The 25,426-nt window shown below is 53.1% G+C and carries 25 protein-coding genes; 3 read left to right on the forward strand and 22 right to left on the reverse strand.

Annotated elements, in window-relative coordinates; all coding sequences use genetic code 11:
• The first annotated feature begins 47 nt into the window (after positions 1-47).
• The 3 genes from C5Y83_RS15090 to C5Y83_RS15100 all read left to right on the forward strand — a co-directional run bounded on the left by C5Y83_RS15090 (position 48) and on the right by C5Y83_RS15100 (position 5,383).
• Positions 48-1,136, forward strand: coding sequence for a glycosyltransferase family protein (locus C5Y83_RS15090; RefSeq protein WP_105330550.1), 1,089 nt, complete (start codon positions 48-50; stop codon positions 1,134-1,136).
• Between the two features lie 64 nt (positions 1,137-1,200).
• Positions 1,201-3,561: a ribonuclease R gene (rnr, locus tag C5Y83_RS15095; RefSeq protein ID WP_105330551.1), complete on the forward strand. Its 2,361-nt coding sequence runs from the start codon at positions 1,201-1,203 to the stop codon at positions 3,559-3,561.
• 184 nt (positions 3,562-3,745) lie between these two features.
• Positions 3,746-5,383 (forward strand): M60 family metallopeptidase, encoded by a 1,638-nt coding sequence (locus C5Y83_RS15100; RefSeq protein ID WP_105330552.1) that lies wholly within the window; start codon positions 3,746-3,748, stop codon positions 5,381-5,383.
• A gap of 28 nt (positions 5,384-5,411) precedes the next feature.
• On the opposite strand, the gene flhB is transcribed toward C5Y83_RS15100, so the two are convergent.
• The 22 genes from flhB to flgB form a co-directional block, all read right to left on the reverse strand.
• On the reverse strand, positions 5,412-6,521 hold the full coding sequence (flhB, locus tag C5Y83_RS15105) for a flagellar biosynthesis protein FlhB (protein WP_105330553.1): 1,110 nt from the start codon (positions 6,519-6,521) through the stop codon (positions 5,412-5,414).
• 3 nt (positions 6,522-6,524) lie between these two features.
• Positions 6,525-7,325 carry a flagellar biosynthetic protein FliR gene (locus tag C5Y83_RS15110; protein WP_105330554.1) on the reverse strand — a complete coding sequence of 267 codons (801 nt, stop codon included), beginning with the start codon at positions 7,323-7,325 and terminating at the stop codon, positions 6,525-6,527.
• 20 nt (positions 7,326-7,345) lie between these two features.
• On the reverse strand, positions 7,346-7,621 hold the full coding sequence (gene fliQ, locus C5Y83_RS15115; RefSeq protein WP_105330555.1) for a flagellar biosynthesis protein FliQ: 276 nt from the start codon (positions 7,619-7,621) through the stop codon (positions 7,346-7,348).
• A 15-nt stretch (positions 7,622-7,636) separates the two neighbouring features.
• Positions 7,637-8,578 (reverse strand): flagellar type III secretion system pore protein FliP, encoded by a 942-nt coding sequence (locus tag C5Y83_RS15120; RefSeq protein WP_105330556.1) that lies wholly within the window; start codon positions 8,576-8,578, stop codon positions 7,637-7,639.
• Between the two features lie 2 nt (positions 8,579-8,580).
• Complete coding sequence (locus tag C5Y83_RS15125; protein WP_105330557.1) at positions 8,581-9,276, reverse strand: FliO/MopB family protein; 696 nt, start codon at positions 9,274-9,276, stop codon at positions 8,581-8,583.
• A 205-nt stretch (positions 9,277-9,481) separates the two neighbouring features.
• Positions 9,482-10,114 carry a flagellar motor switch protein FliN gene (gene fliN / locus C5Y83_RS15130; protein ID WP_105330558.1) on the reverse strand — a complete coding sequence of 211 codons (633 nt, stop codon included), beginning with the start codon at positions 10,112-10,114 and terminating at the stop codon, positions 9,482-9,484.
• Between the two features lie 34 nt (positions 10,115-10,148).
• A complete protein-coding gene (locus C5Y83_RS15135) occupies positions 10,149-10,703 on the reverse strand; it encodes a hypothetical protein (protein WP_105330559.1) in 555 nt (184 codons plus the stop codon).
• Positions 10,704-10,776: 73 nt separating this feature from the next.
• The gene (locus tag C5Y83_RS15140) at positions 10,777-11,544 is read right to left on the reverse strand and encodes a flagellar motor protein MotB (RefSeq protein ID WP_105330560.1); all 768 of its coding nucleotides are present in this window, start codon (positions 11,542-11,544) and stop codon (positions 10,777-10,779) included.
• A gap of 15 nt (positions 11,545-11,559) precedes the next feature.
• On the reverse strand, positions 11,560-12,336 hold the full coding sequence (locus C5Y83_RS15145; RefSeq protein WP_105330561.1) for a motility protein A: 777 nt from the start codon (positions 12,334-12,336) through the stop codon (positions 11,560-11,562).
• 12 nt (positions 12,337-12,348) lie between these two features.
• A complete protein-coding gene (locus tag C5Y83_RS15150; protein WP_105330562.1) occupies positions 12,349-12,570 on the reverse strand; it encodes a flagellar FlbD family protein in 222 nt (73 codons plus the stop codon).
• Between the two features lie 99 nt (positions 12,571-12,669).
• On the reverse strand, positions 12,670-15,510 hold the full coding sequence (locus C5Y83_RS15155) for a flagellar hook-basal body complex protein (protein ID WP_158262370.1): 2,841 nt from the start codon (positions 15,508-15,510) through the stop codon (positions 12,670-12,672).
• Positions 15,511-15,564: 54 nt separating this feature from the next.
• Entirely contained in the window at positions 15,565-16,149 is a 585-nt protein-coding gene (locus C5Y83_RS15160) for a flagellar hook assembly protein FlgD (RefSeq protein ID WP_105330563.1), read from the reverse strand.
• Positions 16,150-16,223: 74 nt separating this feature from the next.
• Positions 16,224-17,873, reverse strand: a complete 1,650-nt coding sequence (locus tag C5Y83_RS15165) for a flagellar hook-length control protein FliK (RefSeq protein ID WP_146117786.1) — start codon at positions 17,871-17,873, stop codon at positions 16,224-16,226.
• Between the two features lie 11 nt (positions 17,874-17,884).
• A complete protein-coding gene (locus tag C5Y83_RS15170) occupies positions 17,885-18,583 on the reverse strand; it encodes a hypothetical protein (RefSeq protein ID WP_105330565.1) in 699 nt (232 codons plus the stop codon).
• A gap of 2 nt (positions 18,584-18,585) precedes the next feature.
• The gene (locus C5Y83_RS15175; RefSeq protein WP_105330566.1) at positions 18,586-19,035 is read right to left on the reverse strand and encodes a flagellar FliJ family protein; all 450 of its coding nucleotides are present in this window, start codon (positions 19,033-19,035) and stop codon (positions 18,586-18,588) included.
• Positions 19,036-19,048: 13 nt separating this feature from the next.
• Positions 19,049-20,407, reverse strand: a complete 1,359-nt coding sequence (locus C5Y83_RS15180) for a FliI/YscN family ATPase (RefSeq protein WP_105330567.1) — start codon at positions 20,405-20,407, stop codon at positions 19,049-19,051.
• Positions 20,404-21,072: a FliH/SctL family protein gene (locus C5Y83_RS15185; RefSeq protein ID WP_105330568.1), complete on the reverse strand. Its 669-nt coding sequence runs from the start codon at positions 21,070-21,072 to the stop codon at positions 20,404-20,406. Before C5Y83_RS15185 ends, C5Y83_RS15180 begins: the two co-directional genes overlap by 4 nt.
• A 12-nt stretch (positions 21,073-21,084) precedes the next feature.
• Positions 21,085-22,257, reverse strand: coding sequence for a FliG C-terminal domain-containing protein (locus C5Y83_RS15190; RefSeq protein WP_105330569.1), 1,173 nt, complete (start codon positions 22,255-22,257; stop codon positions 21,085-21,087).
• Positions 22,258-22,279: 22 nt separating this feature from the next.
• Entirely contained in the window at positions 22,280-23,956 is a 1,677-nt protein-coding gene (locus C5Y83_RS15195; protein WP_105330570.1) for a hypothetical protein, read from the reverse strand.
• An 83-nt stretch (positions 23,957-24,039) separates the two neighbouring features.
• A complete protein-coding gene (gene fliE / locus C5Y83_RS15200; protein WP_199193311.1) occupies positions 24,040-24,342 on the reverse strand; it encodes a flagellar hook-basal body complex protein FliE in 303 nt (100 codons plus the stop codon).
• Positions 24,343-24,359: 17 nt separating this feature from the next.
• Positions 24,360-24,782 carry a flagellar basal body rod protein FlgC gene (flgC, locus tag C5Y83_RS15205; RefSeq protein WP_105330571.1) on the reverse strand — a complete coding sequence of 141 codons (423 nt, stop codon included), beginning with the start codon at positions 24,780-24,782 and terminating at the stop codon, positions 24,360-24,362.
• Between the two features lie 38 nt (positions 24,783-24,820).
• Entirely contained in the window at positions 24,821-25,234 is a 414-nt protein-coding gene (gene flgB, locus C5Y83_RS15210; protein WP_105330572.1) for a flagellar basal body rod protein FlgB, read from the reverse strand.
• Positions 25,235-25,426: the final 192 nt, after the last annotated feature.

The following is a 25,426-nucleotide window of genomic DNA, read 5'->3' on the forward strand; positions in this document are numbered from 1 at the left end:
GAGGTTCATTCCGTACAAGGTGCGCGGAGCCCAGCTCCCGTTAAGCGATGGCAAAAATCTTCTACAGTATGTCGGGGGAAGGTCGCGGTCATGCCGCTCGAGTTCGCACAATGACCGAGCATCTGCGGCATGAACATGAGCTTGTCCTCTTCGCTCCCAACGAAGCGTACGACTTTCTGGCGCCCATCTATAACAAGCCAGAGATGAAGAGCGTCGAGGTCAGGCGGTTGCCAGGCTTGAAATTCTATTACACCAATCGTCGGCTCGACCTAACCAAGTCGATCCTCCATGGCGTGAAGTTTCTCGGCCAATTACGCCGTAACGTTCGCGAAACATCTGAAATTGTTCGGCATGAAAAACCCGATCTGATCGTCTCTGACTTTGAACCCATCTTGCCGAATGCTGGCCGGTCGTGTGACGTCCCGGTTGTCAGCTTAAACCACCAAGACTTTCTCTTAGCGTACGACCTCTCGTCACTTCCCCCTAGTCTACAGCGTTGGGCGTGGATGATGAGCTTCGTTGTCAGGGCGCACCATGTCGACCACGCAGAGACGATCGTCTCGTCCTTTTTCAAGTCACCGCTCTTGCCGGGCTATTCAAATGTTGTGCAAGTTGGTCCCCTGCTCCGCCCCGATGTAAGTCAGGCTCAACCAAGCGAAGGTGGCTTTATCCTTTCGTACCTCCGGAAAGCGACCAGTGACCAGACTTTAGAACTACTCAAGCTTTGTGATCGTCCGGTCAAAGTCTACGGACTTGGAAAAAGGCCTGCGGCTGGTCCGTTGACCTTCCACGAGATCGATGAAAACCGCTTTACCGAGGACTTTATTCACTGCGATGCCCTGATCGGCGCGGCAGGTAATCAATCACTGGGTGAAGCGATACACTTAGGCAAACCGGTGCTGGCATTACCAGAATCCTCACACCACGAACAAATGATCAATTCTCACTTCCTGAAACAAATGGGAGCGGGAACTTGGACGTCAATCGAGAGCTTCGCCAAGTCGCATCTCACCACATTTCTCGATGGAATCACCAGATTCCGCGCGAACCTGGCGAGTTATCGCGGCGTCACTAATGGCAATTCGCTCGCACTGGCCGCCATTCGGAAACATCTTCCCACGGCCAAGTTGGCATAAAAAATGCCACTTCTGGCGACTCTGCCAATTGCTCGCAATCCGCGCGCATCGTACACTTTGGATTATGGAAATAGAAGAAATCGAATCGAAGTTACTGTCCCACGTTAACCAACCGAACTATCAACCGGTCAAACCGAAAGTCATCGCCAAGAAACTTGGCATCACGGACGACGACAAGCGTCCCTTCAAGCGTGCTCTAAAACGCCTGATTCGCAAAGGATTGGTTCGCTATGGCGCCAATCATCTGGTGAAAAAGCCCTCGGCTGAAGAAGGTGATAAACGCATTACCGGCCGTTATCAAAGGAACGCAAAGGGATTTGGCTTTGTCCGACCCAGCTACGCCGCCGGCAGCAAAGACAAGCAAGACGACATCTTCATCCCGCCGCGTCGCGGTATGGATGCAGCGACCGGCGACTTGGTGCTGATACGCACCTATTTCGGTCGGGGCCCCGGTGGCGACAAACGCTTATGTGGCGAAGTAGTCGAGGTCGTCGAACGCGAAACGCATCGTTTCGTCGGCACCTATTACGAAACGCATGGCCTGGCCTTAGTCCAGGTCGACGGCCGAATCTTTGCTCAGCCAATCTCCGTGGGAGATCCCGGCGCGAAGAATGCCCAGCCCGAAGATAAAGTCGTGATCGAAATGGTCCGCTTCCCCTCGCATGCTCACGATGGCGAGGCCGTGATTGTCGAAGTGCTCGGCAAGCGAGGCGAACCAGGGGTCGATCTGTTATCGATCATCGTCGAATACGACCTGCCACGTGAATTCCCCGACAAAGCCCTTGAGGTCGCGCGAGAACAGGCCGATGCGTTCGACGAATCGATCCCCGAAGGTCGACGCGATTTCACTGCCGATACGGTGATCACAATCGATCCGATCGACGCCCGCGACTTCGACGATGCCATCAGCTTGGAACGACTCGACAATGGCCATTGGATCTTAGGAGTTCATATCGCCGACGTTTCGCACTTCGTCCCAGAAGGCAGTGCCTTGGATGTTGAAGCGCGCAATCGCGCGACCAGCGTCTATTTGCCGGACAAAGTGATTCCGATGTTGCCGGAAACGATCAGCAACAATCTGGCCAGCTTGCAGCCCGACCGAGTTCGATATACGCGAACCGCGATCATTGAATTTACGCCGGAAGGTGCTCGTGTTCATACCGAAGTTTGCAAAGGGGCGATTCGCAGTAAACGCCGTTTCGCCTATGAAGAAGTCGACGATTATCTGGCCGATCGCGAACCTTGGAAAGAGAAGCTTACGCCGGAAGTTCATTCGCTGCTGGGACGCATGCACGAACTGGCGATGATGCTACGTAAGCGGCGATTCGCCCGTGGCTCGATGGAATTGAGCATGCCGGAAGTGAAGCTCGACTTAAATACGGACGGTCAGGTCGTCGGTGCCCACACGGTCGAAAACACCGAAAGCCATCAGATCATCGAAGAGTTCATGTTGGCCGCCAACGAAGCGGTCGCGGAAGCATTGGTCGATCGAGAATTGTTCTTCCTGCGTCGAGCACACGCATCTCCCGATCCGAAGAAACTGGCTAACCTGACGGAATTCGTTCGCGAACTTGGAATCGAATGTGAGAGCTTGAACAGCCGCTTCGAAATCATCCGCGTCTTGGATGAAGTGAAAGGGAAGCCGGAACAGGCAGCCGTAAATTACGCGGTGCTGCGAAGCATGCAGAAGGCCGTTTACAGTCCGGAAGAGATTGGGCACTACGCGTTGGCTAGTGATAACTACTGCCACTTCACTTCCCCCATTCGCCGCTACCCCGACCTGACGATTCATCGAATGTTCGACCTGATCGAACAGGGAGTGCGACCGCCGCAAGACTTTGGCGAGATGCAGGTCGAAGGAGAGCACTGCAGCGAACGCGAACAACGGGCTGCTGACGCAGAACGCGAACTGATCAAGATCAAACTGCTCACGTACATGAGCACGCGTATTGGCGAGGAAGTCGATGCGGTGATCACCGGCGTCGAGCCGTTTGGATTGTTTGTGCAATCGCTCGATATTCCCGCGGATGGTTTGGTCCGAATTGATTCGCTCAATGACGACTATTACCACTATGATGCGATGACCCACAGCCTGGTTGGCAATCACGAAGGCAATTCGTTTCGCCTGGGCGATGTGATCACGGTTCGTATTGCTCGTGTTGATCTCGATCGCCGGGAACTTGATTACCAGTTCATCGAGAAAACCGGCCAGCAAAGTAGCAAACCTCCCGCGAAGTCACTTGGCGGTGGGAAGAGTGGCGGCAGTTGGAAGCCAAAAGTCCAAGGCTCCGGCATGAAGTTCTCGACGCAATCGAGTCGCCCGAAGAAGGGCTCTGGCCGAGGGCATTCAAAAACGCAAAAGGGGACACCTCCCTCGAAAGCGAAGAAGGACAAACGCTCGAAACGACGCGGTCGATCATCTTAGCATCGATCGCCTGGACGGCTAACCGAACCTCTCAGACGAAAAGCTTGCCAAATCTGATCATCGCGACCATAATCAGTTCAAGCCGATGATATCCCGCGATAGTTAATGCTCCTCGTTTTTTTTCATTGAACGACGTCTCGCCGACGGTAAATCGTCCCCGCCCAGCTTTGGAAAGCCCCTACCTATGATGCGTCCCCTGACCTTGGCCGGCTGTTTCCTCCTTGCGTTTGCCCTCTGCCTTTTTGGCCCGGCCACGGGGCAGGCCGCATCCGAGGCCGAGCTTCGCAAAGCGGCGAAAGGTGAGAAGCTAACTGAGGACGAGTTCAACTCGGTCAAGAAGGCTCTGATCAAAGATGGGCGTAGCGGCAGAGTCTCAAGCCAAGCCATGCAGGAGCTCATCAACAAGTTGCGAGAAGCTCCCGCAGTGAAAATTGGTCCAGATCGCAAGTCGCGATACAAGGTTTTGGAAAACACGTTGGTCGACCTGCGCATGATCTACGAAGGAGAACTGGCCGGAAGCGCGATTCCGCCTGATCAACTTCAGAAACATCCTTCAGCCGATCTGTTCCCCGGGTCGATCCCAGGGCAGGTGCAGCCGTCGACTCAGACGTGCGAAATCAACGCGAACAGCTATCGCTGGCAAAGCACCGGTCTTTACGCTCCACCTGGCGAAACGATTCGCGTCTTCATCCCGGATTCCTACGTGGATGCCGGCTGGAAACTTCGTATCGGTGCCAATAGCACGACCATCGACGTTCCTCGACACAAGACGATTAATCGCTTCCCAAAGATCGATCGCGTCTATTCCCTAACGGAACGATCAATCGAAGTTGGCTCTTCTTTTGGTGGTTTGATTTACATCGAGCTTCCCACCCCGAAAGCGAAGACGTTCCTAGCGAAGGATAGCGATATCTACAATCTGATCGACGAGTACACGCCTCCACCAAAGAAGATGTGCCAGATTCGCTTCACCAACGTGATCCAGGCTCCACGTTACGTCCATGGCGAAACTGATGTCCGCGAGTGGCGTGCTCAAATTCGCAACTACCCGGCTCCTTACGCAGAGATCGGAAGCGACAAGGTAATCTTCATGCTTCCGTCTCAGTTTATCCGCAAATTGGATACGCCAGATTTAGCAATGGAGAAATGGGACGCCGTAATTGACGCGATGAGCGAACTCTCTGGCCGCCCAAAGACGAAGCCGTTTCCACATCGCTTTCTCATTGACGCCCACGTAAACTGGGGTGCCGCGTTCGCCTCCTACCCGATTAATGCGCCGTTTGGTTGGGCCGAAGCGATTGTGAAGGGAGAACCAGAATGGGGTCATTGCCACGAACTAGGACATCTGCATCAGCATCGCGCATGGACGTATCAAGGCACCGGCGAGGTAACGGTCAACATTTTTTCACACTACGCGTTGGAACAAGTTTATGGGCGTGCTTCAGATCGTGGGAGCCGTGAAACCGTCATCGAGAAAACTCGTCAATACCTGAGCCGCCCTCTCGACGATCGTAATTGGATGACTGTTAACGGTGCTCTGTTCGAGCGGCTCGCCTTCTACCAAGTGTTGTCTTATGAGTTCGGCTGGGAGCCCTTCAAGCAAGTCTTCCGAGAATATCGTGCCTTGCCGCTAGATCAACATCCTCGTTCTGACATCGATCGAGCAAGTGACTTTCTGGTTCGCATGTCGCGAGCGACGAACCAAAATCTTGGTCCATACTTCACGCAGTGGGGCGTTCAGGTTCATGATGCTGCCCTCGGCGAAGTTCAGTCGCTTCCGGTCTGGGAATCGGAAATTGTGAAGGAAGCTCTCGCCAACTAGGGGAAAGCAATTCAAGTCATCAAATGAATTAGGCTGCCCTGCCCCGCTCCCGGTCGACGCGTTCCAGATCAGACATGGTCGGCATTTGCTTACCTTGCAGGTCGTAAACGTATCGCAGCACTTCGGCAACAGCTGCGTAGCGTTCGGCCGGGATCGGACGACCGAGTTCTGCTTCGGCGTATAATGCCCTCGCGAGTTCCTTACGTTCGACGACCGGGATATTGTTTTCCAGAGCTAATCGTCGAATCCGCTGCGCAACCGAGCCGGCGCCTTTGGCGACAACCACCGGTGCGGACATTTCATAAGGATCATACTTAAGCGCGATTGCTAGTTCAGTCGGATTCGTAACCACGACGTCTGCCTTCGGAACATCATTCGCCATGCGACTCATCGCCAATTGCCGAGCGACTTGACGCCGTCGAGCAAGGACCTGTGGATCTCCTTGCATCGATTTGACTTCCTCGCGGATTTCCTCCTTAGTCATCATCAAGTCTTGCTCCGACTTCCACAGTTGGTAGCCGTAATCCAATAGTGCGAGAATTACCAAGCAGACCGCGATCTTCATCGCAGTCCATAACGCCGTGTCCAACAAGTACGTCGCGACTTCAATCGTGCTGAGAGCAGATAGTCCCAGAATCTCATCCATCTCGAACCAGATCGTTACGCCGGCTACGATTGAAACGATCAATACCTTACCGATCCCGAAGATCAGCTTCATCAAGTTCGTCAGCGAGAAGAGTCGCTGAAACCCAGACATAGGATTAATGCGATTCCAATCGAAGCCCAGCTTGTCCGGCAGAAACATGATGCCGGTCTGAGCCATATTGATCACTATCCCGGCAATAAATAACACGATCAGCACCGGAACCATGACCATCGCAAGGCGGTAGAAGGTGGTTGCGGTATGGTGCGTCGCCCACAGTTCGCTCGGGTTTAAGGGGGGAACGGTGCCAAGTTCGTCTCGCGTGAACTGCCCCAGGAATTCGATCACGTCGCGACCGAGATACATGAGTGCACCCAACGCCACAATCAACATTACGGCCGAGACCAGATCCTGACTCTTAGGAATCTGCCCTTTCTCCCGCGCCTGGTCGCGGCGATGCTGGGTTGCTTCTTCTGTCTTTTCTTGATCCGCCATCGATTATTTCGCCGCCACCTGAATGGTATGAAACATCGCGCGAATCTTGTCGACCGTCGGCTCCACCGAGTCTTGAAAAATCCAGACCACGCTGCCGATCGTCAGCATGATAAATGCCATCAATAGCATTGTGTTCAAACTGAACCCGATCGCCATCAAGTTCAATTGCGGCAACGTGCGGCTGATTACGCCCATCACAAGCACACCGATCAACAAGGCAACGGTCCCAGGTGCTGCGGCCTGGACACCAAGCACCAACGATGTCGACAGCGTCTCGCGAATTACCGAGACAATATTGACGTCAACGGCAGCAATGCCAGGAGGGATCTCGGTAAACGTGCTCAGCAGTGCCGCCATCAAGAACCGGTGCCCACCAATCACCAAAAACACAGCGAGTACGACCAGGTCGAACACGATTGATAGCATCGGTACGTTATCGTCAAATGCCGGGTTAAAGACATCCGCGATCGAAAGACCGCCGATTTGCCCGAGCAGTTGTCCAGTGATTTGCACACCCGCGAAGAGTATCTTGATTCCCAGTCCTAGCGATAATCCGATAAGGAGTTCGCCGATCATCACCACAAACAACGCCGCCGTATTGCCTGGCATGGGAAAATCGTATTCCCAGAATACAGGCGTCAGCATGAGAGAAATCGCAACGGCTAGAAAGGCTTTGATCCGCATCGGTGCATAGCTCGCCCCTAACACTGGCGCTGTTGCGATCAAGCCACCAACGCGCGTGACAATCGCCGCGAAAATTAGTAGCTGTTCGAGCGTGGGGTCGAGAAAGCGGAGCAATTCCATCGCGCGGCCCTTCTTTCGATTTAACCGCCTGCGATGCGTTCAGGAATATTGGCAAACAACTCCGCGCTATAGCTCACAAGCTTTTGAAAGATCCAGGGAAGCGTAAATGCTAAGGTCAGTGCCATCGCGAGGATCTTGGGAACAAACGAGACCGTCTGATCCTGCACTTGAGTCAACGCTTGCAGAAAACCAATCAACAGGCCAACCAACATACCCACGACCAATACAGGGGCACCAATGATCAAGCACATAATCATTGCGTTGCGAGTCAGGTCGACGACCATCGCGGGATCCATACGCGGCTTCTTCCGTTATAAGGTGGGAGCAAAACTCTGCATCAACATGCCGATGATTAACGTCCAACCGTCGACCAACACAAAGAGCAGAATTTTAAAGGGTAGCGAAATCATGACCGGCGGAAGCATCATCATGCCCATCGAGATTGTCACGCTCGCGATCACAATGTCGAGAATTAGAAACGGCAGATAGATCTGAAAACCGATCAAAAACGCCGTCTTCAATTCGCTCAGCATGAACGCAGGCACCAAGGCCTGAAGCGGCACGTCATCGTACGATTCAGGCGTACCGATTTCCTCGCGGGTCTTCTTCGGCAAGAACTCGAAGAACATCCACACATCGTCACTGTTTCCGGCGATGTCGATCTGTTTCGCCATGAACTGACGAATCGGTTTCACGCCTCGTTCCCAAGCTTCGTCCGGTCCGACGACTCCAGTAACAGGATCTTTCTCTGCAAACAGTTTGAAAGCTACGCCTGTCTCGGGATTTACCTCTTGATGGGTGTAAGGACGAATGCTTTCGTCGTATACCTCCTGCCAATAGGGATGCATGACCATGAACGTCATGAACATCGCCAAGGCCGTGATCACCTGTCCCGGCGGAAGTTGCTGCGTGCCGATCGCCTGCCGTAGAAGTCCTAGTACAATGGTGATTCGAATGAAGCTAGTCGTCATGATTAACAGCGCCGGAGCCAAACTGATCACGGTCAGTAGAACCATGATCTGAATCGTGCTGGAAAGACCCTGGGGGCTCGTCCAATGCTCCGGCCCGGCTTTCACGAATTCGCTGAAGTCTTCGACTTCTTTCTGAACGGGGCGATCGAGCGGCGTGTCGATCAGTACGTCAGGAAGCGAAGTCGCTTGCTGGGCAAACACTTCAGACGTGCCACCCGCCACGCAGGCAAATATCAACGCGAATCCGATTGAGGCGAATGCAAGTTGTCGCAAGTTACGCATGATTACGCCTCCAGGAATCCGCGTGCTGGTTTATGTCCCATTTGTGTCAGGACTTCCTGGAACGTCGAGCTCATGCTGCCGGGTGAATCTTGACGTACGATAGCCAACAGTCGCTCGACCTCGTTCGGCTCGGTGATTTCAGTGAGTGTTTCGACGCTGTGCGGGGTCACGCATAGCAAAAGCAATTTCTGTCCCACTCGGACTAATTCAAGTTGTTGTTTGCCACTAAGCTGGCTCTTACCTAGCACCTGAATAATCTCTTTCGAGAGCCGGCCCGTTCCTGGCTTCATGTTCTTCTTGCCGACCCAAGCAAACACCAAAAACAAGCCGATTACGACTAATAAGCTTGCCACAATACTGGCTGTCTTGTTCCCTTGAAAATTGAATGAGGGAATCGTCGAGCTTTCCGATTTGTCGTGACTTGCTTTGCGAGGTAAGGGAAGTGGCTGACCAGGCTCAGCCGGTCCAACGACACCTTGATCTTGTGGATTGGTCTCGTGCTTCGCGGGGACTTCCTCGACATGAAGCGCTTGAGCAAGAGGAGGAAACCGCGGAGGTTCCTGTTGAGGATTGCGAATCTGGATGGGTTGATTGGCGGACGCTTGACTACCTGCGAACTCGTTGCCATAGCCCGTGGTACCGCAAACAATCATCAGCCCCAAGCCGACGAGGCATCCCGTGACGATGGCGTTCCGCATGAAAAACTTCCTGATTTTCACTCAAGTCGCGAAATCGAATCTGCCGAAAAAGATAGTAGGAAATTAGCTTCCTGCTGTTTTCAACTGTCCGCACAAATGATGTGGGGTGGCATCTTAGGAACAAGCGTCGTGTGGCTCAAGACGAATCGGCTGAAAGAATGACCGAGACGCTAGCAAATAGCCGCGATTCTCGATCGATTACGCTTTAGATAACCGAATCACCGACTATCAATTCGGTAATACGAACGCAGAAGTTGTCATTGAGAATCAGCACTTCTCCCTTTGCGATCAAACGTCCGTTCACGAAGATATCGACCGGATCGCCTGCCAGCTTGTCCAGGGGGACAACCGAGCCCTTCTTCATTTGCAGGACTTCTTCCAAATACATGTCTGCTTGGCCGAGTTCGATTTTGACGTCTAACTCGACATCACGAACCAGATCGATGGTCGCCTTCTCGGTACTTGCTGGCGAGCCACCGAAGTCGCGTAATGTGAAAGGCGAAATGCCAGCAGGCATATCCTGGCTAGGGGAATCAAGCGAAGCCAGGGCAGCTTCGGCCTGATTCAGGAGATACTCCATGTCGTCATGCCCTTCGCCGCCGGTTGGCTGAGGCGCGGCAGGCTTGGTTGCCGTAGCGGCCGGCGCAGCTTGTGGTTTGGGCTTTGGAGCTTCGGAACTACCAGGGCTCTGAAACAAGGCTTCAATCTCGTTCTGGTCGAGGGCCTCGAGATCCTGGGGAGCTTGGGGAGCCGGTTCGCTAGCACCCATGCTGCCAGACTGAGCCTGACGCAAAAGCTCTTCGATCTCGTCCTGTCCCATTTGATCGTCGTCAGTCATCGGATTCCATTCCAGATGAGAGGTCGTCGTCGAGTTATTGCTCGACGAAAGAAAACTCGCTGAACACGATGGAGTGAACCATCGGCTTGCCCAAGATGTTGTTGGTTTTCTCTAAAATCTTACGCTTGAGCAACCCCAAACTAGGATCAGTCAGTTCACCTTCGTCGCTGCTGCGGACCGTGACAATGACTTGTTCGCGGAAACGATTCTTGTTCTTTTCCATCAGCGATTCAAATTCGGACTGATCCGTGAGGCGAATCGTGGCATAGAGGTGGAAGTCAATTCGCATCGTCGATTCGCTGAGAGGACGATACGCGGTAATTCCAAATTCGTTGAGGTCGACCTCGACGGTCTCTTCGTTCGCTGCGAGAGGTGTCGCTTCCGCTGCCGGCTCAACTCCGGCGGTTTCGCCTGCTTGAGCCTGATTCTCCGCGGCCCGAATCACATCTTGCGGGCTAGGAATTACCAAATAGGCTACGGCACACTCGAGCAATACGAGTACTACGATGCCACCAAGGATTTGAATCTTGGCCTTCATCGAAGGCCCCTTGGTGGCCTCCTGATTGTTGTTAGGGGCTGCGTCGGCCATGGTTCTTGCTTTAATGAAGTGAACGTTAGGAACTACTTCAAAAAGCGTAGCATGTAAAAGCGTGCACGCGCGACTAGTTTGACGGGACCTCGATTGGGGGGGCCTCGCGATTGGATTGCTCCTGCTGCGTTCCCACCAGATCGTCGATGACTTCGTCCAATAAAAAGACTTCGACCCGTGAATTCTGTTTCAACAACAATGGGTCGGTCCCAATATGGAACGGTTCGTTTTTCCCAGAAACCGCAATGCGGATGCGTCGCTCGTCGATTCCTAGCGACAGAAGATACTCTTTAACCGCCATACAGCGGGCATAGGCGAGATCCCAGTGCGATTTGAAGGGACTGTCAGGCGGCAGCGGCCGCAGCGACGTGTGCCCCCGTATCTCGATCTTCTGCGGTTTGCCTCCGAACTCGAGGCTTTGAGCCTGCAATGATTCGATAGCAGATTCGTCGAGTTTAGCGCTGTCTTCCTTAAAGTAGACAACCGTTCCAACCGCTGTTTTTGAACCAGGCCGAATAATCCGCACTTGTGGACTATCGCCGACGGGAGCTTTCACCTTGTCACCCCCAGCATGCGTCGAGAAACGTTTTGCACGCCCCATGGTCGCGAGTTTCGCCATGTTGGAGTTGCGCGGCTTCGCATTACCTGCGATCACGCTTTCCATCGAAGAATCATGGCCAAATTGACGTCGAAATGATTCGACTAATGCCTGGTATTGCTCTTCTTTCTTAATCTCACTCATCGAGACGAGCATGATGAAGAACGTTAGCAGCAGCGACATCATATCGCCGAAGGTAACAACCCATTCCGGGATTCCGCCAGCATCATCTTCTTCGTCCACGGTTTGAGTCCTCTATTACTTTTCTGCGTCCATCTTCGCGCGAACTGAGGGCGGAAGAAATGTGCGTAATTTTTGCTCGATCACGCGTGGATTTTCACCCGATTGAATTGCCATGATTCCGCGGATGATGATCTCCATTCCCAAAAGCTCTTGCTTGTTCAAAAAGCCAAGCTTTTCCGAGAAAGGCAGAAAGAGACAGTTCGAGACGACCGCTCCGTATAATGTCGTTAAAAGAGCCACCGCCATCCCAGAACCAATCGAGCTCGGATCGCTCATATTTCCCAGCATGATAATCAGACCGAGTAGCGTCCCAATCATCCCATAAGCTGGAGCGAAGCGTCCCATTTGGTCCGAAACGGCCTTCGCATCACGGTGTCGAGTCGCCACGGCGTCCATTTCGGTCCGCATAATATCTTCGATCGCGTCGGGGCGCGTTCCATCCACCGCCATCTGCAGACCAGTGATAATGAAGGGATTTTCGATCTCGCCGATTCGGTTTTCTAAGGCCAGAAGTCCATCGCGTCGGGCGGTTTCAGCCAGGCTGACAATTTGCTTAATCAACGCCGCGTAATCGGTCGCTTTGTTAAGAAACACGACCTTAATGGTCATCGGCATACCGAGCATTGATTTAAGCGGGAAGGCAATCATGCACGCAGCAAGTGCCCCACCGCAAACCACCAGAATGGACGGCGCGTCAATAAACGCGGTCAGCGATGAGCCCGGCGCGATCAAAATGGCTACGAGGATCAGGCCGAACGCAGCCAAAAGCCCGACGACGGATGCAATATCCATGGCGTATTGGTCTTACTCTGCCCCAGCATTGGGGCGGGAAATTCCCGGGGGTAGTAAATTTTTGCGTTGGTGGTACTCGATTACGCGATCTACGACAACGTCAGTTGGTTCCCGGACCACAATTCGATCGCCGTTGGTAAGGGTCACGAAAGTATCGGGACTCGCTTCGAGGTAGCGAATCAATTCGGCATTCAGAACGAAAGGTTCTCCGCCCAAATGAGTTAACTTGATCATCCAAACCTCTCCAATTCGAAGCAGGAAAGGCCTGGAGGCCCTTTTCAAGGCGTACCAGGCGATCAATCCTAGGTCATATTTCAAGGCGCGATGCCGACTTTATCGTCGCAGGTTCAAAAGTTCGTCGAACAACTGCTGAGCGGTCGTGATAACTCGGGAACTACCACGATATTGCGTCGAAGCCAGAATCAGGTCGATCAGATTGCCACCGACGTCGGTATTACTCAACTCGACGGCACCAGCGATCACTTCGCCTAAACCATCGGCTCCGGGATCCCCGGTGACCGGCAAGCCGGAATTCACACCGGTAGCAAACAAGTTCTCACCACGTTGTTCCAAGCCAGTCGGGTTACCGAAGCGAGCCAATTGCAGCATACCGAGATCGCGATCGACACCGTTGGAGAACACACCTCGGATCACGCCGTCTTCACCGATGATGAAGCTATTAAGCGTACCGGTACCGGAACCGTCTTGCCGTGAGGCATTGAGCGAGGCCTTGTCGCTGGCCAAACCCGACAGTTGTGTGAAGTCGAGATCGAACTCCAATGGCGACTGCGAGGGAACATCGCGACGCTGAACGGTTACCGTGTTGTTATCAGATCCGACAAAGTTACCATCACCGTCGAAGTAAACCAAACCGGTTCCGACAGCAATTCGTGCTTCGCCAATATCTCCCGTATCTATCGCATTGTCGTTGTCGGGCGAATCCGCGAACCAACGATAAACGGTGTTCGACCCGTTACGTTCTTCAAGGACCGCCGTCACTCGGACGTTGACCGGGATACCGAGCGTATCGTAGACCACAAAGTCGGAAACGGCACTTTGTCCAATACCCTCCTGAACCGTACCAAAGTTCAGGTTTGGATTTTGGAGCACACCCGTATTGTTATCGAGCGTGAAGGATGACAAGCGAACATCGACTCCATTGTCGACGCCGTTATTCGAGATGACTCGAATCCTTCCATCCGTAATCGAAACTCCCTGCGACAAGTTTCCAGTTTCATCCGGAATTGAGTTTTCGGAGCCCGGAATCGGATTGGCATTACCATTGACCGATGGCTGAATACCTGTGGATGCTTCGATGAACTCGAGCAGTTCTTGCACAATCGTCGTCGAGGTGATCGTGAAATTCTTCGTGTCGAGCTTTCGATCTCCCTTATAGCCGGTGAAGCTCAGCTCACCTTCCTCGAACACATTCTCAAAGTTCAAGCCATCGCGTTTAACGACGTCGACCAGCAGCGTGTTGGAGTCGATCTTAGGACCATCTAAGTCGATGGTCTTATTACCAGGCACGGTCAGATCAGAGATCTGCGAGTCGGGAACCGTATCAATAAAGTCTTCGCCCGGATCAAGTTCGTCGACCAAATAGAACGTATCGGACGAAGTTGACAAGTTACGGTAAATGCGAACCTTGTCGTAAGCCGGGAAACCACCTTCCGCCGGAGGTGTTGGCGGAATTGGCAGATTGCTCAATTGAATACGACCATTGACAACGTTTTGTGGCCCTAGGGCAAGCGAAGGCCGGCTTTCCTCTTCACCAGAACGAGCGAAGGTAACCAGGTAAGTATAGTTTCCATTGATCGTTTGGCCATCCAACTGATTGGTGCTCAGCGGAGTCAAGCCATCATCAACGTAAGGGCTCGCCGCAGCTGCCATCGTCAAGGTATCAAGTTCGTAGAAGTCCGAACCGCCCGCAGTCGTACGATAGATACGAACTGAGTCGTAATCCGTGTTCGTCGGAATGCTATCCAGAACAACCGAATAGCCGTTACCATCGCCAGGACTACCCGACACGGTTACCGTTTGCGGATTGGATGGCGCGGTTTCATTTCCGTCGCTATCGAGGAACGTGTAGCGATACTGATAGACATCGCCACCATCAAGCGTGCCATTGACGCCTGTTCCGCCGATCTTGGCAGCACCCAACTGGGTGGCGGTAGGAGCCGCGGAAGTATCTTCGACGGTCGCTCCCATGGCAAACGAATTGACCAGGAAGTAAGTCGCACCGCCATCGTTGCTGCGGTACATGTTGACTTGCGAGAACGAACTCGACTGCGGCGGAGTGCCGAAGGTGACCGTATTATCGTTCGCACTGGCGTTGCCGTCAGCCAGGTTCACAACCGTATCGGCCGAGGCCAGCGTTTCTCCTGTCAGTCCCGCATTCGAGAACGTAAACCGATAGTTGTAGGCGCCGTCCGGGACGGAACCACCCGCACCTTCAGTTTGCGCAGGTGTCAGCGAGCTGACGTCTGGCGTAACCGCCGATACTCCTGTCGTCGCGGCAATACTTGGCTGCGAAGCCACTGAAACGTTGGTACTGGTGGTATCGGGGCGTGGCACTGCAGAGTTACCAAGAATCGCGCTTTCAATCACCTGGCCCTGCGTTGCCAAGTCGCCTGTCGCTGTTAGCGAACCTTCGAGATAAACGTTCTCGGTCGCCTTGGCCACACTCTTGGCACCCAGAGGAATCGTCAACGGCACTAGCTGGGTACGTTGGATTTGGAAGTTCTCGTCGATCCCAAAGCCGAGCACACGTTGACCGGTGATGGTCACCAATTCGTTCTGCGAGTTCGTCTTGAAAATACCGTTGCGGGTATAAAGTGTTTCTCCCGCGCCACCTTCCACGATAAAGAAACCGTCACCTTGGATCGCAAGATCGGACGGGCTGTTACTAACTTCAATCGTACCTTGCGTGAAGTTCGGAGTGATTTCCGCAACCTTGGTACCGAGACCTGTTTGTCGCGGGTTCGTACCACCGTTGGAATCCGTTGGTTTCGATCCCAAACTCTGGGTCTGCAAGAACTGCGTAGCGAAGCGAGCTTCGGACGCCTTAAAACCAACCGTTTGCGAGTTGGCCAGGTTATTACCGGTGACGTCGATCTGAGTTTCCGCCGCGGTCATGCCGGTCAACGCAGTCGAAAGTGCTGAAGCCAGACCCATGGTTAACCTCCTTGAAAGGTAATAGCTTCTCCAATTCCGTGGAGAGCGTGGTTATTATGTCGTTGTTTCGTCTGCGGCATCGCTGCCAGAGCCACTCGAATCTTCCGTGCTGCCGTCGGAGCCAGTATCGGTTCCATCCGTTCCATCGGAAGCTTTTCCTGTTGCAGGTAGAATCGTAAAGATATCTTCCATCTTCACATCCACCGTTTGATCACCCGTGTTGACCTTAAGACTCAATTCTCGGGTACCGTCGTCGTTGGGCGACAACTGCACGCTATTCACCACGCCAAATAGCACATACCCATCGTCGGTCAAGGCTTGCACTTGTTTGCCAATCAAGCTGCTGGCCGTTGAAATACCTTGGCTTTGTTGCATCGACTCCAGCGAGGAGCGAAGTTGATCGGTCGCACCGATTTCTCGAATCTGGCCGATCTGCTGCAACATTTCCGAGTTCTTCGTCGGATCGAGCGGATCCTGGTTCTGCAGTTCTGCAATCATCAGCTGCAGAAACGCATCCATATCCAGGTCGTTGATCCCGGATCCGTGTTGAGTCGAAGAGCTACCCGAAGTACTCGAACTACCTGAAGCACTCGAGCTACCCGAAGTATAGTTCGACGAACTAGTGTCGACACTTGACATGATTCTTCCACTTCACAATGATCTGATCGGTTTTATTGATTTATTACGAAATAACTTATCAGGAATAACGCAGCCTAAATTGTAATGTTCAAGTTGCGGCTTTCTCGTTCGGCCTCTTTATTGACTTGCTCTGCTCTTGGCACTGAAGCCTCTTCTTCACCACTACCTGCAGGGCTCCACTGACGCGAGCTGCCGGAAGAGTTTCCGCTATCGGCTTGCTGATCGCCAAGATTGCTTGTACCGCCGTCGCTCGAATCGTGTTGCCCCATCACATCGACGTCGAACTGTTGGACGTTGATATTGCTTTCTGCCAGCCGATCGCGAAGCTGCGGAAGGTGCTGCAGCAAAACCTGACGCGTAGCGGGATTCTCGGCCTCGATCTTCGCCACCATGTTGCCATCCTCAAGCTTGATCTCCACCTTGAGCTGCCCTAACTCGGAAGGATTCAAGCGAATCTTGATCGATTGCCCGGCAGGCGTTGACTCAACGGCCCGGGCAACGCGATTAATCAAGCGAATCTGTTGTTTTGGATCGAGGTGTGGTGTGGACTTAGCTTCCGTCGATTTCTGCAACGTACCACGCTGAAGTCCACGCTGGAGGAGTGATGCCAGATTGGTAATGTTGTTCGTCGATGGTGACGTCGATCCACTTGTGGAACCGATCTGATTTGAGCCAGATGCCGATGTCGCATTGCTTGCTACAATCGTTTCCTCGGCGCCTTGGGCGGTTTGATTCACCGCAGGAGTGGAGGTATTCGTGGTTTCGGTCGACACGACTGGCTGACCCGGGCCGTCCTGCTTTTCTTTCCGTCGGGCTTGCGGAGAGTCGTCACGGCCGCGTGGCGAATCGTCGCGAGATTCACTTTCGACATGCGATTCGTCGGCTGCCGAAGTTTCTGACTCGCCTGCGATGGTCTCCACACTTGAATCTGTCGTCTCGCGTTCTTTCGCGGTTTCGGAAGTCCCAGCAGTCGATTCGGTCGGTTCTGCTTCTATTGAGACCTCCTCAACTTCTTGCGTCGAAGATTCATCCTCTTCCTTCACAGAATCATCGGCCTTCACGGCATCGATTTCAGTCGTGCTGAATCCCTCCTGTTCGTCTTCACCTTCATTTGTCTCAGCCGAGGTATCGAGAGGCTGATCGGTTTCTCCAGCTTGACTGGCTTTTTGCTCGACAGAGACCGGCTTCTTCACATCGTCAGCAGCGACTTCCTTGCTGGTACTCTCTTTGACTTGTTCCCCTGAGTCCAAGGTATCAGGAGCACCGAGTAATTGTTCGGTCTGTCCCGCCGATCCAGCGGTGTCTAAGGCAGCTTGATCGGCCTCTTCGGTTGAATTTTCGTCGTCCGATTTGTCACTCGATAGTTCGGCGATGGCGGCAATGTCGTCCTGGTCGATGTCGCTTCGCTCAGCTTCTTCAGAAGACGGCACATCCTGCGGCGTCGGGTTTGTCGTAACATACGATGCAGACGGATCGTCGTGTCGATCATCTTGCCACTGATCGTTATCCGAGGATGAACTGAGTGAATTGTCTTGTTGGCTTGTTGAAGGCGCGAGAGGTGCCACTGGATCGAGTGATTTACTCCCCTGCCCCAGCGAGGATCGTGCCGAATCCATGATCAAATCGAAGAACGCCATCGGATCGGCCGAGCGAGTCGACTGATTACGATTACCGTTGCCCCAACTTGGAATTGGATTCACCGATTGAGATGATGACGATTCCATGAAACTCACCCCTACTTTGCCTCAGGCTCAAATTGCTTCAACTGATCCCGAGCGTCTCCCAGTATTTCTGTATCTGGCACACCGCGACGAATTTCGTCCAAGATATCGGCCAACTTCTCTTGTTCGTCCTCAGTGCGAAATTCACCCATGATCTTCTTACGCTTGTCGGTCGACATAGCCTTAATGATCTTTACGACGTCGATCATTGCCTTGTCGTCTCGTTCCAACATCATCAAGATCTGCTCTTTTGCCTGGCGTGGATCGAGTGCTTCGAGCGTTCGTTGAACTTCTAGAATCGCGTCATCGAGCACGCCATCTTCCAAGGCTTTAAGTCGTTGATCGAATCCGTTTTTTAATTGATCGTAACGGCGGCGTTCTTCCATCAACCGCGATTGCATGTTTCGCAGGTTCTCGATCCCCGTATCGAGTGCTTGAATCCGGAAGTCGAGTGCAAGATGCCGCTCTGCTCGCTCGTCGATGATTTGCTGCATGTCGGGCTCTTCCCGATCGACTTCAGGCTGATCCTTGTTCTGAACTTCTTCCCGAATCGCTTCTTCGTCGATGCCGTAGACCAAGGCCATCAAGGAATAAAGTTTGTCCTTCGTAAATGTCCCTGAGTTGGCAAACATGGTCACACAAATAATCTGTGCTAACACGGTTGCCACACATAAGTAGGCGAAGAATGAACCCGCCATGCGAACCAAGGCCATGGCTAAACTCCTCTACGGCGAAATCCCGTCAGGGCAATTTCGTCCATCTGTTTCGCTTCCAGAGCTGCTTCCTTTTGGATATGCTGCTCGCGTTTCTGTTCTTTCAACTTCTCCAAGGTGCGAACTTCATGATCGGCGTCGATGAGGGCCTGCCGACGCTGCTGAATGTGCGGCATAAGTTGTTTCATCAACATCTGCTTTTCTTGGCCGGCTGCTTTCAGGAACATCACTTGACGTTGCGACGCGGTAACCAAGTCAAGATTCACATTACCTGACTGAGTTACTTCGCGCACGTATGTGTGTTGACCTTCGATCTCCTCCTGAATCTCCACCTGTTGTTGCTTCAGCCGTTCTTCCGCTTCCAACACTTCGGCAAGTTCCGCGCGACACTGATCTCGTGCGGCTATCTTCAGCCGCAGATAGGTCTCGAGTCGAAAACGAAACTTTGCCATGGTGATTCTCTAACTACTTCGTACCGATACGGGGAACTTTGCCTGCTCCAACACTCGGCTGAGCGATGCTGCATTTGCGTACTAATGCCAACAATTGCTGGTGAGCCGTTTCAACGGTGGCCTGTTCGTCAACTGCCTGTCGCAAGTAACGGTCGATTTCATCCTTCAACCGAATTGCCATATCGATTCGCGGATTCGATCCTTGTCGATAGGCCCCGATATTGATCAGATCCTCGTTCTCGGCATAGGTCGACATCAGATCACGCAGCACCAGGGCTCCGGTCCGAACATCCTCGCCAACCAAGTCATTCATCAATCGGCTAATGCTTTGCATCACGTCGATTGCTGGATAATGTCCTTTGCCTGCTAGTTTACGAGTCAAAACGATATGGCCATCCAATAGACCACGCACCGTGTCGGCGACGGGCTCGTTCGTGTCGTCACCCTCGACCAGGACGGTATAAAATGCCGTGATACTTCCCTTGGGTGTTCGACCTGTTCGCTCTACCAGTCGTGGAAGCAAAGCAAACATGGAAGGCGGATAACCTTTGGTTGTAGGTGGCTCGCCAGCCGCCAATCCAATTTCCCGTTGGGCCATTGCAAAGCGAGTAACGCTATCCATCATGAACAGCACGTTCTTGCCTTGATCGCGGAAGTATTCCGCGATGCTGGTCGCCGTCAGTGCGGCTTGCATTCGCTGAATCGCCGGCTGGTCGCTCGTCGCGACGACCACTACGCTACGAGCCATTCCTTCCGGACCGAGATCTCGCTCGATGAAATCATTTACTTCACGACCACGCTCGCCAATCAGGGCAATCACGTTGACATCTGCCGACGTATATCGGGCCATCATTCCGAGCGTTACACTCTTACCGACGCCAGACCCAGCAAAGATACCCACGCGTTGTCCGAGACCACAGGTCAACATTCCGTCGATCGCGCGAACCCCAGTCGAAATCGTTTGATTAATCCGTGGCCGACTGACGGCACTGGGTGGATCGCGATCAAGTCTTAGTCGCTCTTCCGAAACTGGCTGCGGCAATTGATCGCAGCAGTGTCCATGTGCGTCAAGGACGCGCCCTAATAGCTGCGGGCCAACACCCACGGTACGGAAAGAATGTCGCAACCGAACCGCATTACCTCGCCGTACACCCTGCACACCAGTCAACGGATAAATGAGCGTTAGATCTCCACGAAAGCCAATGACTTCCGCTGGAATCGGTGAACCGAACTGACAGTCGATTTCTACCACGGCGCCAATGGGAACGGGGAAACCAGCTACGGCTGTGGTAGTTCCCAAGGTTTCAACCACACTTCCGGTCACCGCCGTTGGCATGACTTGTCTTAGACGACTCTTGAGTGAAGCGATCATACCGTGCCTCCCAATTCCTCCGCGATGCGGTTAAGTTGAGATTCGATACGGTTATCGATCGAACCAAATTTGGTCTCGACGATGCATCCCCCGCGCGATATTTGCTTATCGGCAATGATCTGAGCCGGTGCAAGTTTCTTGAGCTCGTCACACATCATCGATTCGCCGCTCTGCATGCTGCTGAGATCTTGCGGATTCATTCGGATGTGAATCTCTCCACAGCCGGACGCCAATTGCAGCGATTCGCGGACGAGTGTCGTGGCGATTTCTGGCTGCTCAGCAATCTCGCGGCGGATGACTTTCTCCGCAATAGCAACCGCGACTTGTAGGCCAACTTGTTCCCATTGATTCAGCCAGTTTTGCTTGGCTGTCGTAAGCTCCTGCACCAACGTTCGCAACGCAGGAAGCAGTGTCGCGGCATGCTGATCGACTTCGGTCTTCAGAGACTGCCGAGCCTTCTGCTCGGCGGCCTGACGTCCTTCAGCCTCCGCCTTGGCTCGAATTTGCTTGGCTTCTTCTTGCGCTTGTTTGACGATGTCTGCGGCTTTGAGCTTCACTCCATTCAAATCGGCTTGAGCCTTGGAGGAGACATCGTTCAAGTTAAATGCGACAGAGGACAAGTTCCGAGACTCGCCTTGCAAGTTGCCTGATTTGATGACTGCCATAATCAATTCTCCTTACGCGGCCGCTTGCAGGCGGTTGGGGGTGGATGATACGGAAGGAGATAGCAGATGATCGGCGGCCAGACACATGGTTCGCTTGGCACGATCAATGTCAGACAGCAACACGGGTTGCATCTGACGAATCTTTTGAGAAAGCAATTTCGAGTCGCCCGCGCCTAGCCCACGCGAAATTCGTTTCATGACCGCCGGCGAAGCACCACAGAGTGCAAGCAGGACAACCTTAGGTCCTGTTTGATGCAAGACCTTAGCCAACGACTGATCATCCAAGCGAGCAAAGTATTCAAATGGAAAATTAGGCTGCGGCAATTCGGCAGGAGCAGGGGCTGATTTCTTCGGCTTAGGTGTCACAGGAGTCATCGGTACGACAGGCTCCGGCTTGGCGACCGCCCCACTTGATATTGGGATAATAGGTTCGACCGTTTCGGCGACCGGTTCGATAGTAAGGGGTTTCGCAGCTACAGTTACCGGATCCAGTACTGGAGTTGCCTGAAACTTCTCTAAGTCTTCCAGCAATTGCGATCCACGGTTACGTAGTTCGTCTAAAAGCTGCTGAGCCTGATCACCCGATGACGCTTTCAAAATGGCTTGAGCGGCGGCCATGCCGAGTCGTCGACGCTCGAAAGATACCGCTTGTCGTGAGACGATTTGCTTAATGCGTGATTCAATTTCGGTAACGATCTCTTCCGATGGTTCATCAAGTTGCGTAATGCGATGGACGACGTCGGCTTGAAGCCGAGCAGGAAGCTGACGCAAGATATCGCAAGCTCGCTCCGGTTGAAGATAGCTCATCACTACGGCGGTCACTTGGGGATGCTCTTGCTCGAAGAACGGAGCCAGCATTTCACAGGGAGCATCATTCAGGAACGCGAAAGGTGGCGGCGTAGGGGCCGTGGTCGCAGGCTTAGCCGGAGTGGCAGGTTCCTCGTAAGTGAACTCCATCTCGACGCCGGCATCTTCCACTGGAGCGGAGCGACCGGAGTTTCGCAGGAACTCATCGAGAACCGTTTGGCGTTCTTCGTCCGAAACGTCGTCGAGTTCGATTGACTTCCAGCGAATTTGCGAGGCAATCTCTTCCGGCATGCTATCGAGCAGACGATCGGCCGAGGCTTCATCGAGACTGGCGATCACGATGGCGGCTTTACGGATGGTTTCAGGTGTCGTGGTCATGATGTATTTCAGCTAGGTTCCGCTAGTTGGGACTTCCGATCCAGGTTTGCAGAATACCGAGGGCCGTATCCGGATCTTCCTTGACCATTTCGGCCAGTTCATTCTTGAGATTTGGGCCGCTCGTTTGAGCGAATCGCTTCTTCAGAAGCCCCTGCATATTATTTTCCGCCTGGTCATCCTTCTTAGCTCCATCGCCTCCCTTACTCGCGGCGGGATCTTCCAAACGAAATGAGCCTTCTTCCTCCGCACTCCCACCTTTGCTTGTAAGCATACTTCGCAACATCATCATGCCCATCACGGCAAAACCAATGCTGACCAGCGTTTGCCAGTTGGTGGCCAGCCAGGCGAGTGCGGTGTCGGCAACGGCAATCTCGGGGGTTGGCGTATCAGAAATCTGGGGCGCGGTACGAACAAACACCTGCGGATAAGGGTCATCCCCTTTCGGTTGCTCGGGCAGGAGCGTAATGACCGTTTCTTCGACCGACTTTTTGGTTTCGTCCTCGATCTTTTTCAACTCTCCCGGATCAGGCGTCGGCAACGCCTGCCCTTCTGGAGTTGGATTCTGAGCGTGCCAGACATCAGCATAATACTGACTGGGAATGCTCACCGAGACCTTTACGCGTTTCGGCGTCAGGGAAGCGATTTGCATTTGCGTGTAGTCTTGATTCGTGACGGCTAACGTCTCTTCTCGATTCGATTCTGAAGTTTGCTCGTTGAGTGGCTGTGGAGTGACAGCTGCTTGACCGTTCGCGGGTGCCTGAGCTTGCAGCCCAGGTCGTCCCCCATCGGCGAGCGACTTCCGCATCTCGGACGACTTCTCGCTCGATTGTGCCAAGGGTGTCGGGCGAGGATCGTACTTAATGCCTTTCTCGATCCGGTTCATCTCCGGATCAATCTCAACGTTGACCGTAACGTTGCTGCCTTTGATGTCACGCAAGGCGTTCTGAAGTCGATCGGTCCAATGATTCTCGAACCACTTCTTACGAGCCGCGTAAGGATCATCCCCCACCGACTCCATGTCATCGATTCCACCGCTGAAGGTACGACTGCTGTTCAAATCCATCACCGAAACGAATTCGGCGTTCAGACCAGCAATGGAGTGAGCTACGTAGTTTTGAATACTCTTCGCGGTCTTTGCATCGAGATCGGCGGAGCCAGTTGGTCGGACCACGACAGAGGCGGTGTAAACCTTGCGTCGCGGAAAACCGCCTTTGTCCTCGATGTCGTACTGTACCGAGGCATATTCGATCCCACGCATGTTTCGCAGAACAAGGGCCATTTCTTTCTCGCGAGCGACCTTCTGTCGATCAGCGCGATGCTGTTCCGATTCAAACGGACTCGCTTCCCCAATTGCTTTATCAACGGCATCTTGAAAGCCAGGTGGAATGGCATCATGTCGAACCAAAGCCGCGATGTAATCCACACGACGGCTGCGCGGCACATAGATCTGGCTTCCCTTAACCTCGTAGTTATCGAGGCCTTCCATGGAAAAGGCAGCCATGATTGCTGTTTGATCGGCCGGAGAGATCGAAGCACCTGAGAGAAGCGGTACTTCCTTTTCGAACATCTCGCCTTGGAACAAGAAAGCAACGCTCGTCACAATGGCGACGACCAACAACCCGGCAATGATCCGCGAACCGGGAGTCATTGAGGTGAAGAGGTCTTTGACCTGCTCGAACGCCTTGTTCAAAAAGTCCATCCGTGGACCCTTTAAATTGCGAAGTTATGTAAGTTAGTTTTGGACGAACGGCCGAATCCTTCGGCAGTTATTTGCCGTCGACGTTAAATCCGAATGTCTTTCACTTCTGCGTAGGCCTGCATCATCTTGTTGCGGACCTGAAGCATCATTTTGAAGGACATGTCGGCTTTTTGAACCGCGGTTAAAACTTCCGCCGGGTTCACATCGCCTCCGGTGAACAGCGACTCGACCGCTCGGTCGGCGTCTTGCTGCATCTGGTTAACTTCTTGAATTCCCTTGAGCAGAAACTTGCCGAATGAATCAGGCGTCTCTTCCGGTTTGCCGGGCAACATGTTCGGCGTTTGCGGAAGGTTTAACTGCTGCTGAATTGCGTTGATCGAAGTCATGGGGGGGACCTAACCGATTACGCCAAAATACGAAGTGTTTGATTGGTCATATTCTTGGTCATTTCGATGACACCAACGTTCGATTCGTAAGCCCGAGTTGCTTCTAAGGCATCGACGAACTGCTCGGTCATGTCAACGTTCGGATACTCGACGTATCCCTTCCAACGTCCTTCCTTGATAGCCAAAGGATGCTCTGGCTGCCAACGACGACGTGGCTCGACATTGTTTTCGCGAACCTCGGATACCTTCACTCCTGCCGCCCCGCTGGTAGTGGCAAGCTCGTTGTCGGTTTCCAATACGACATGCTTTGCCTTGTAAGGCCCCAACCGGTTGTTGGCGTCACGTAGCGAAGACATGTTGGCGATATTTTGTGAAATCGTGGTCAGGCGTTCGCGTTGGGCGATAAGCCCGCTGGTGCTGATATCCAGGGCGGTAATCATAAGGCGTCCTTTCCTGACTGGTATTGAATTGAGTTAAGTTAGATTCGTTCGCTGATAGCCACGTTCAACAAGTTGAACTGATCTTCCATGATGGTCAGCGCCATGCTGTGCATGACTTGGTTTTTCGTCAACTCGGCAACTTGCTTTTCGATGTCGAGGTTACTCTCGTCATGGAAAAGGATGCCATCGAGTGACTCACGCACTTCCCGCATCGGATCGCCCGATTTTGTGGAAACCAATCCTGGCGAGATCTCTTCATTTGGGTGATTCTTTCGTTCGATCGCTTCAGCCAAGACTTCCTGAAAACGATTGACGTTCAGGTCGCGTCCCTTGTAACCAGGTACTCGCTGGTTGGCGATGTTGGTCGCCAAAATGGAATGTCGCTTCTGTGCGAAGTTAACGACCTGCTCCAATACGGGAGTGGTGTTCGCGTTGAAGATCGAAGATTCCATCACTGGTTTCCTAAACGAGTCGAATCTCTAATTGCAAAATGCGTACCGAATTCGATGCTTGCATGCGACACGTGTCGCCACGCCCGGCAAACATTGCTGAAAGCGGCAACTCTTGCGGCAACCCACCGAATCGGCACGTTTTGCAGATTCGGCAATCGGCAACTATTGCCGATCGCTTTCCGGAAGATTCTG

Origin of the sequence: Blastopirellula marina (genome assembly GCF_002967765.1) — a bacterium.
Lineage (GTDB): Bacteria > Planctomycetota > Planctomycetia > Pirellulales > Pirellulaceae > Bremerella > Bremerella marina_A.

What these genes read in the sequence shown, in the direction of transcription:
- C5Y83_RS15195 (WP_105330570.1), bottom strand. Translation starts at nt 23,956, where the DNA reads ATGGACTTTTTGAACAAGGCGTTCGAGCAGGTCAAAGACCTCTTCACC.
- C5Y83_RS15125 (WP_105330557.1), bottom strand. Translation starts at nt 9,276, where the DNA reads ATGCGGAACGCCATCGTCACGGGATGCCTCGTCGGCTTGGGGCTGATG.
- C5Y83_RS15185 (WP_105330568.1), bottom strand. Translation starts at nt 21,072, where the DNA reads ATGGCAGTCATCAAATCAGGCAACTTGCAAGGCGAGTCTCGGAACTTG.
- fliE (WP_199193311.1), bottom strand. Translation starts at nt 24,342, where the DNA reads ATGACTTCGATCAACGCAATTCAGCAGCAGTTAAACCTTCCGCAAACG.
- C5Y83_RS15180 (WP_105330567.1), bottom strand. Translation starts at nt 20,407, where the DNA reads ATGATCGCTTCACTCAAGAGTCGTCTAAGACAAGTCATGCCAACGGCG.
- C5Y83_RS15170 (WP_105330565.1), bottom strand. Translation starts at nt 18,583, where the DNA reads ATGGCCTTGGTTCGCATGGCGGGTTCATTCTTCGCCTACTTATGTGTG.
- fliN (WP_105330558.1), bottom strand. Translation starts at nt 10,114, where the DNA reads ATGACTGACGACGATCAAATGGGACAGGACGAGATCGAAGAGCTTTTG.
- C5Y83_RS15090 (WP_105330550.1), top strand. Translation starts at nt 48, where the DNA reads ATGGCAAAAATCTTCTACAGTATGTCGGGGGAAGGTCGCGGTCATGCC.
- C5Y83_RS15120 (WP_105330556.1), bottom strand. Translation starts at nt 8,578, where the DNA reads ATGCGTAACTTGCGACAACTTGCATTCGCCTCAATCGGATTCGCGTTG.
- flgB (WP_105330572.1), bottom strand. Translation starts at nt 25,234, where the DNA reads ATGGAATCTTCGATCTTCAACGCGAACACCACTCCCGTATTGGAGCAG.
- C5Y83_RS15150 (WP_105330562.1), bottom strand. Translation starts at nt 12,570, where the DNA reads ATGATCAAGTTAACTCATTTGGGCGGAGAACCTTTCGTTCTGAATGCC.
- rnr (WP_105330551.1), top strand. Translation starts at nt 1,201, where the DNA reads ATGGAAATAGAAGAAATCGAATCGAAGTTACTGTCCCACGTTAACCAA.
- C5Y83_RS15110 (WP_105330554.1), bottom strand. Translation starts at nt 7,325, where the DNA reads ATGGAATTGCTCCGCTTTCTCGACCCCACGCTCGAACAGCTACTAATT.
- C5Y83_RS15190 (WP_105330569.1), bottom strand. Translation starts at nt 22,257, where the DNA reads ATGACCACGACACCTGAAACCATCCGTAAAGCCGCCATCGTGATCGCC.
- fliQ (WP_105330555.1), bottom strand. Translation starts at nt 7,621, where the DNA reads ATGGATCCCGCGATGGTCGTCGACCTGACTCGCAACGCAATGATTATG.
- C5Y83_RS15135 (WP_105330559.1), bottom strand. Translation starts at nt 10,703, where the DNA reads ATGGCCGACGCAGCCCCTAACAACAATCAGGAGGCCACCAAGGGGCCT.
- C5Y83_RS15175 (WP_105330566.1), bottom strand. Translation starts at nt 19,035, where the DNA reads ATGGCAAAGTTTCGTTTTCGACTCGAGACCTATCTGCGGCTGAAGATA.
- flgC (WP_105330571.1), bottom strand. Translation starts at nt 24,782, where the DNA reads ATGATTACCGCCCTGGATATCAGCACCAGCGGGCTTATCGCCCAACGC.
- C5Y83_RS15155 (WP_158262370.1), bottom strand. Translation starts at nt 15,510, where the DNA reads ATGGGTCTGGCTTCAGCACTTTCGACTGCGTTGACCGGCATGACCGCG.
- C5Y83_RS15145 (WP_105330561.1), bottom strand. Translation starts at nt 12,336, where the DNA reads ATGGATATTGCATCCGTCGTCGGGCTTTTGGCTGCGTTCGGCCTGATC.
- C5Y83_RS15165 (WP_146117786.1), bottom strand. Translation starts at nt 17,873, where the DNA reads ATGGAATCGTCATCATCTCAATCGGTGAATCCAATTCCAAGTTGGGGC.
- C5Y83_RS15160 (WP_105330563.1), bottom strand. Translation starts at nt 16,149, where the DNA reads ATGTCAAGTGTCGACACTAGTTCGTCGAACTATACTTCGGGTAGCTCG.
- C5Y83_RS15100 (WP_105330552.1), top strand. Translation starts at nt 3,746, where the DNA reads ATGATGCGTCCCCTGACCTTGGCCGGCTGTTTCCTCCTTGCGTTTGCC.
- flhB (WP_105330553.1), bottom strand. Translation starts at nt 6,521, where the DNA reads ATGGCGGATCAAGAAAAGACAGAAGAAGCAACCCAGCATCGCCGCGAC.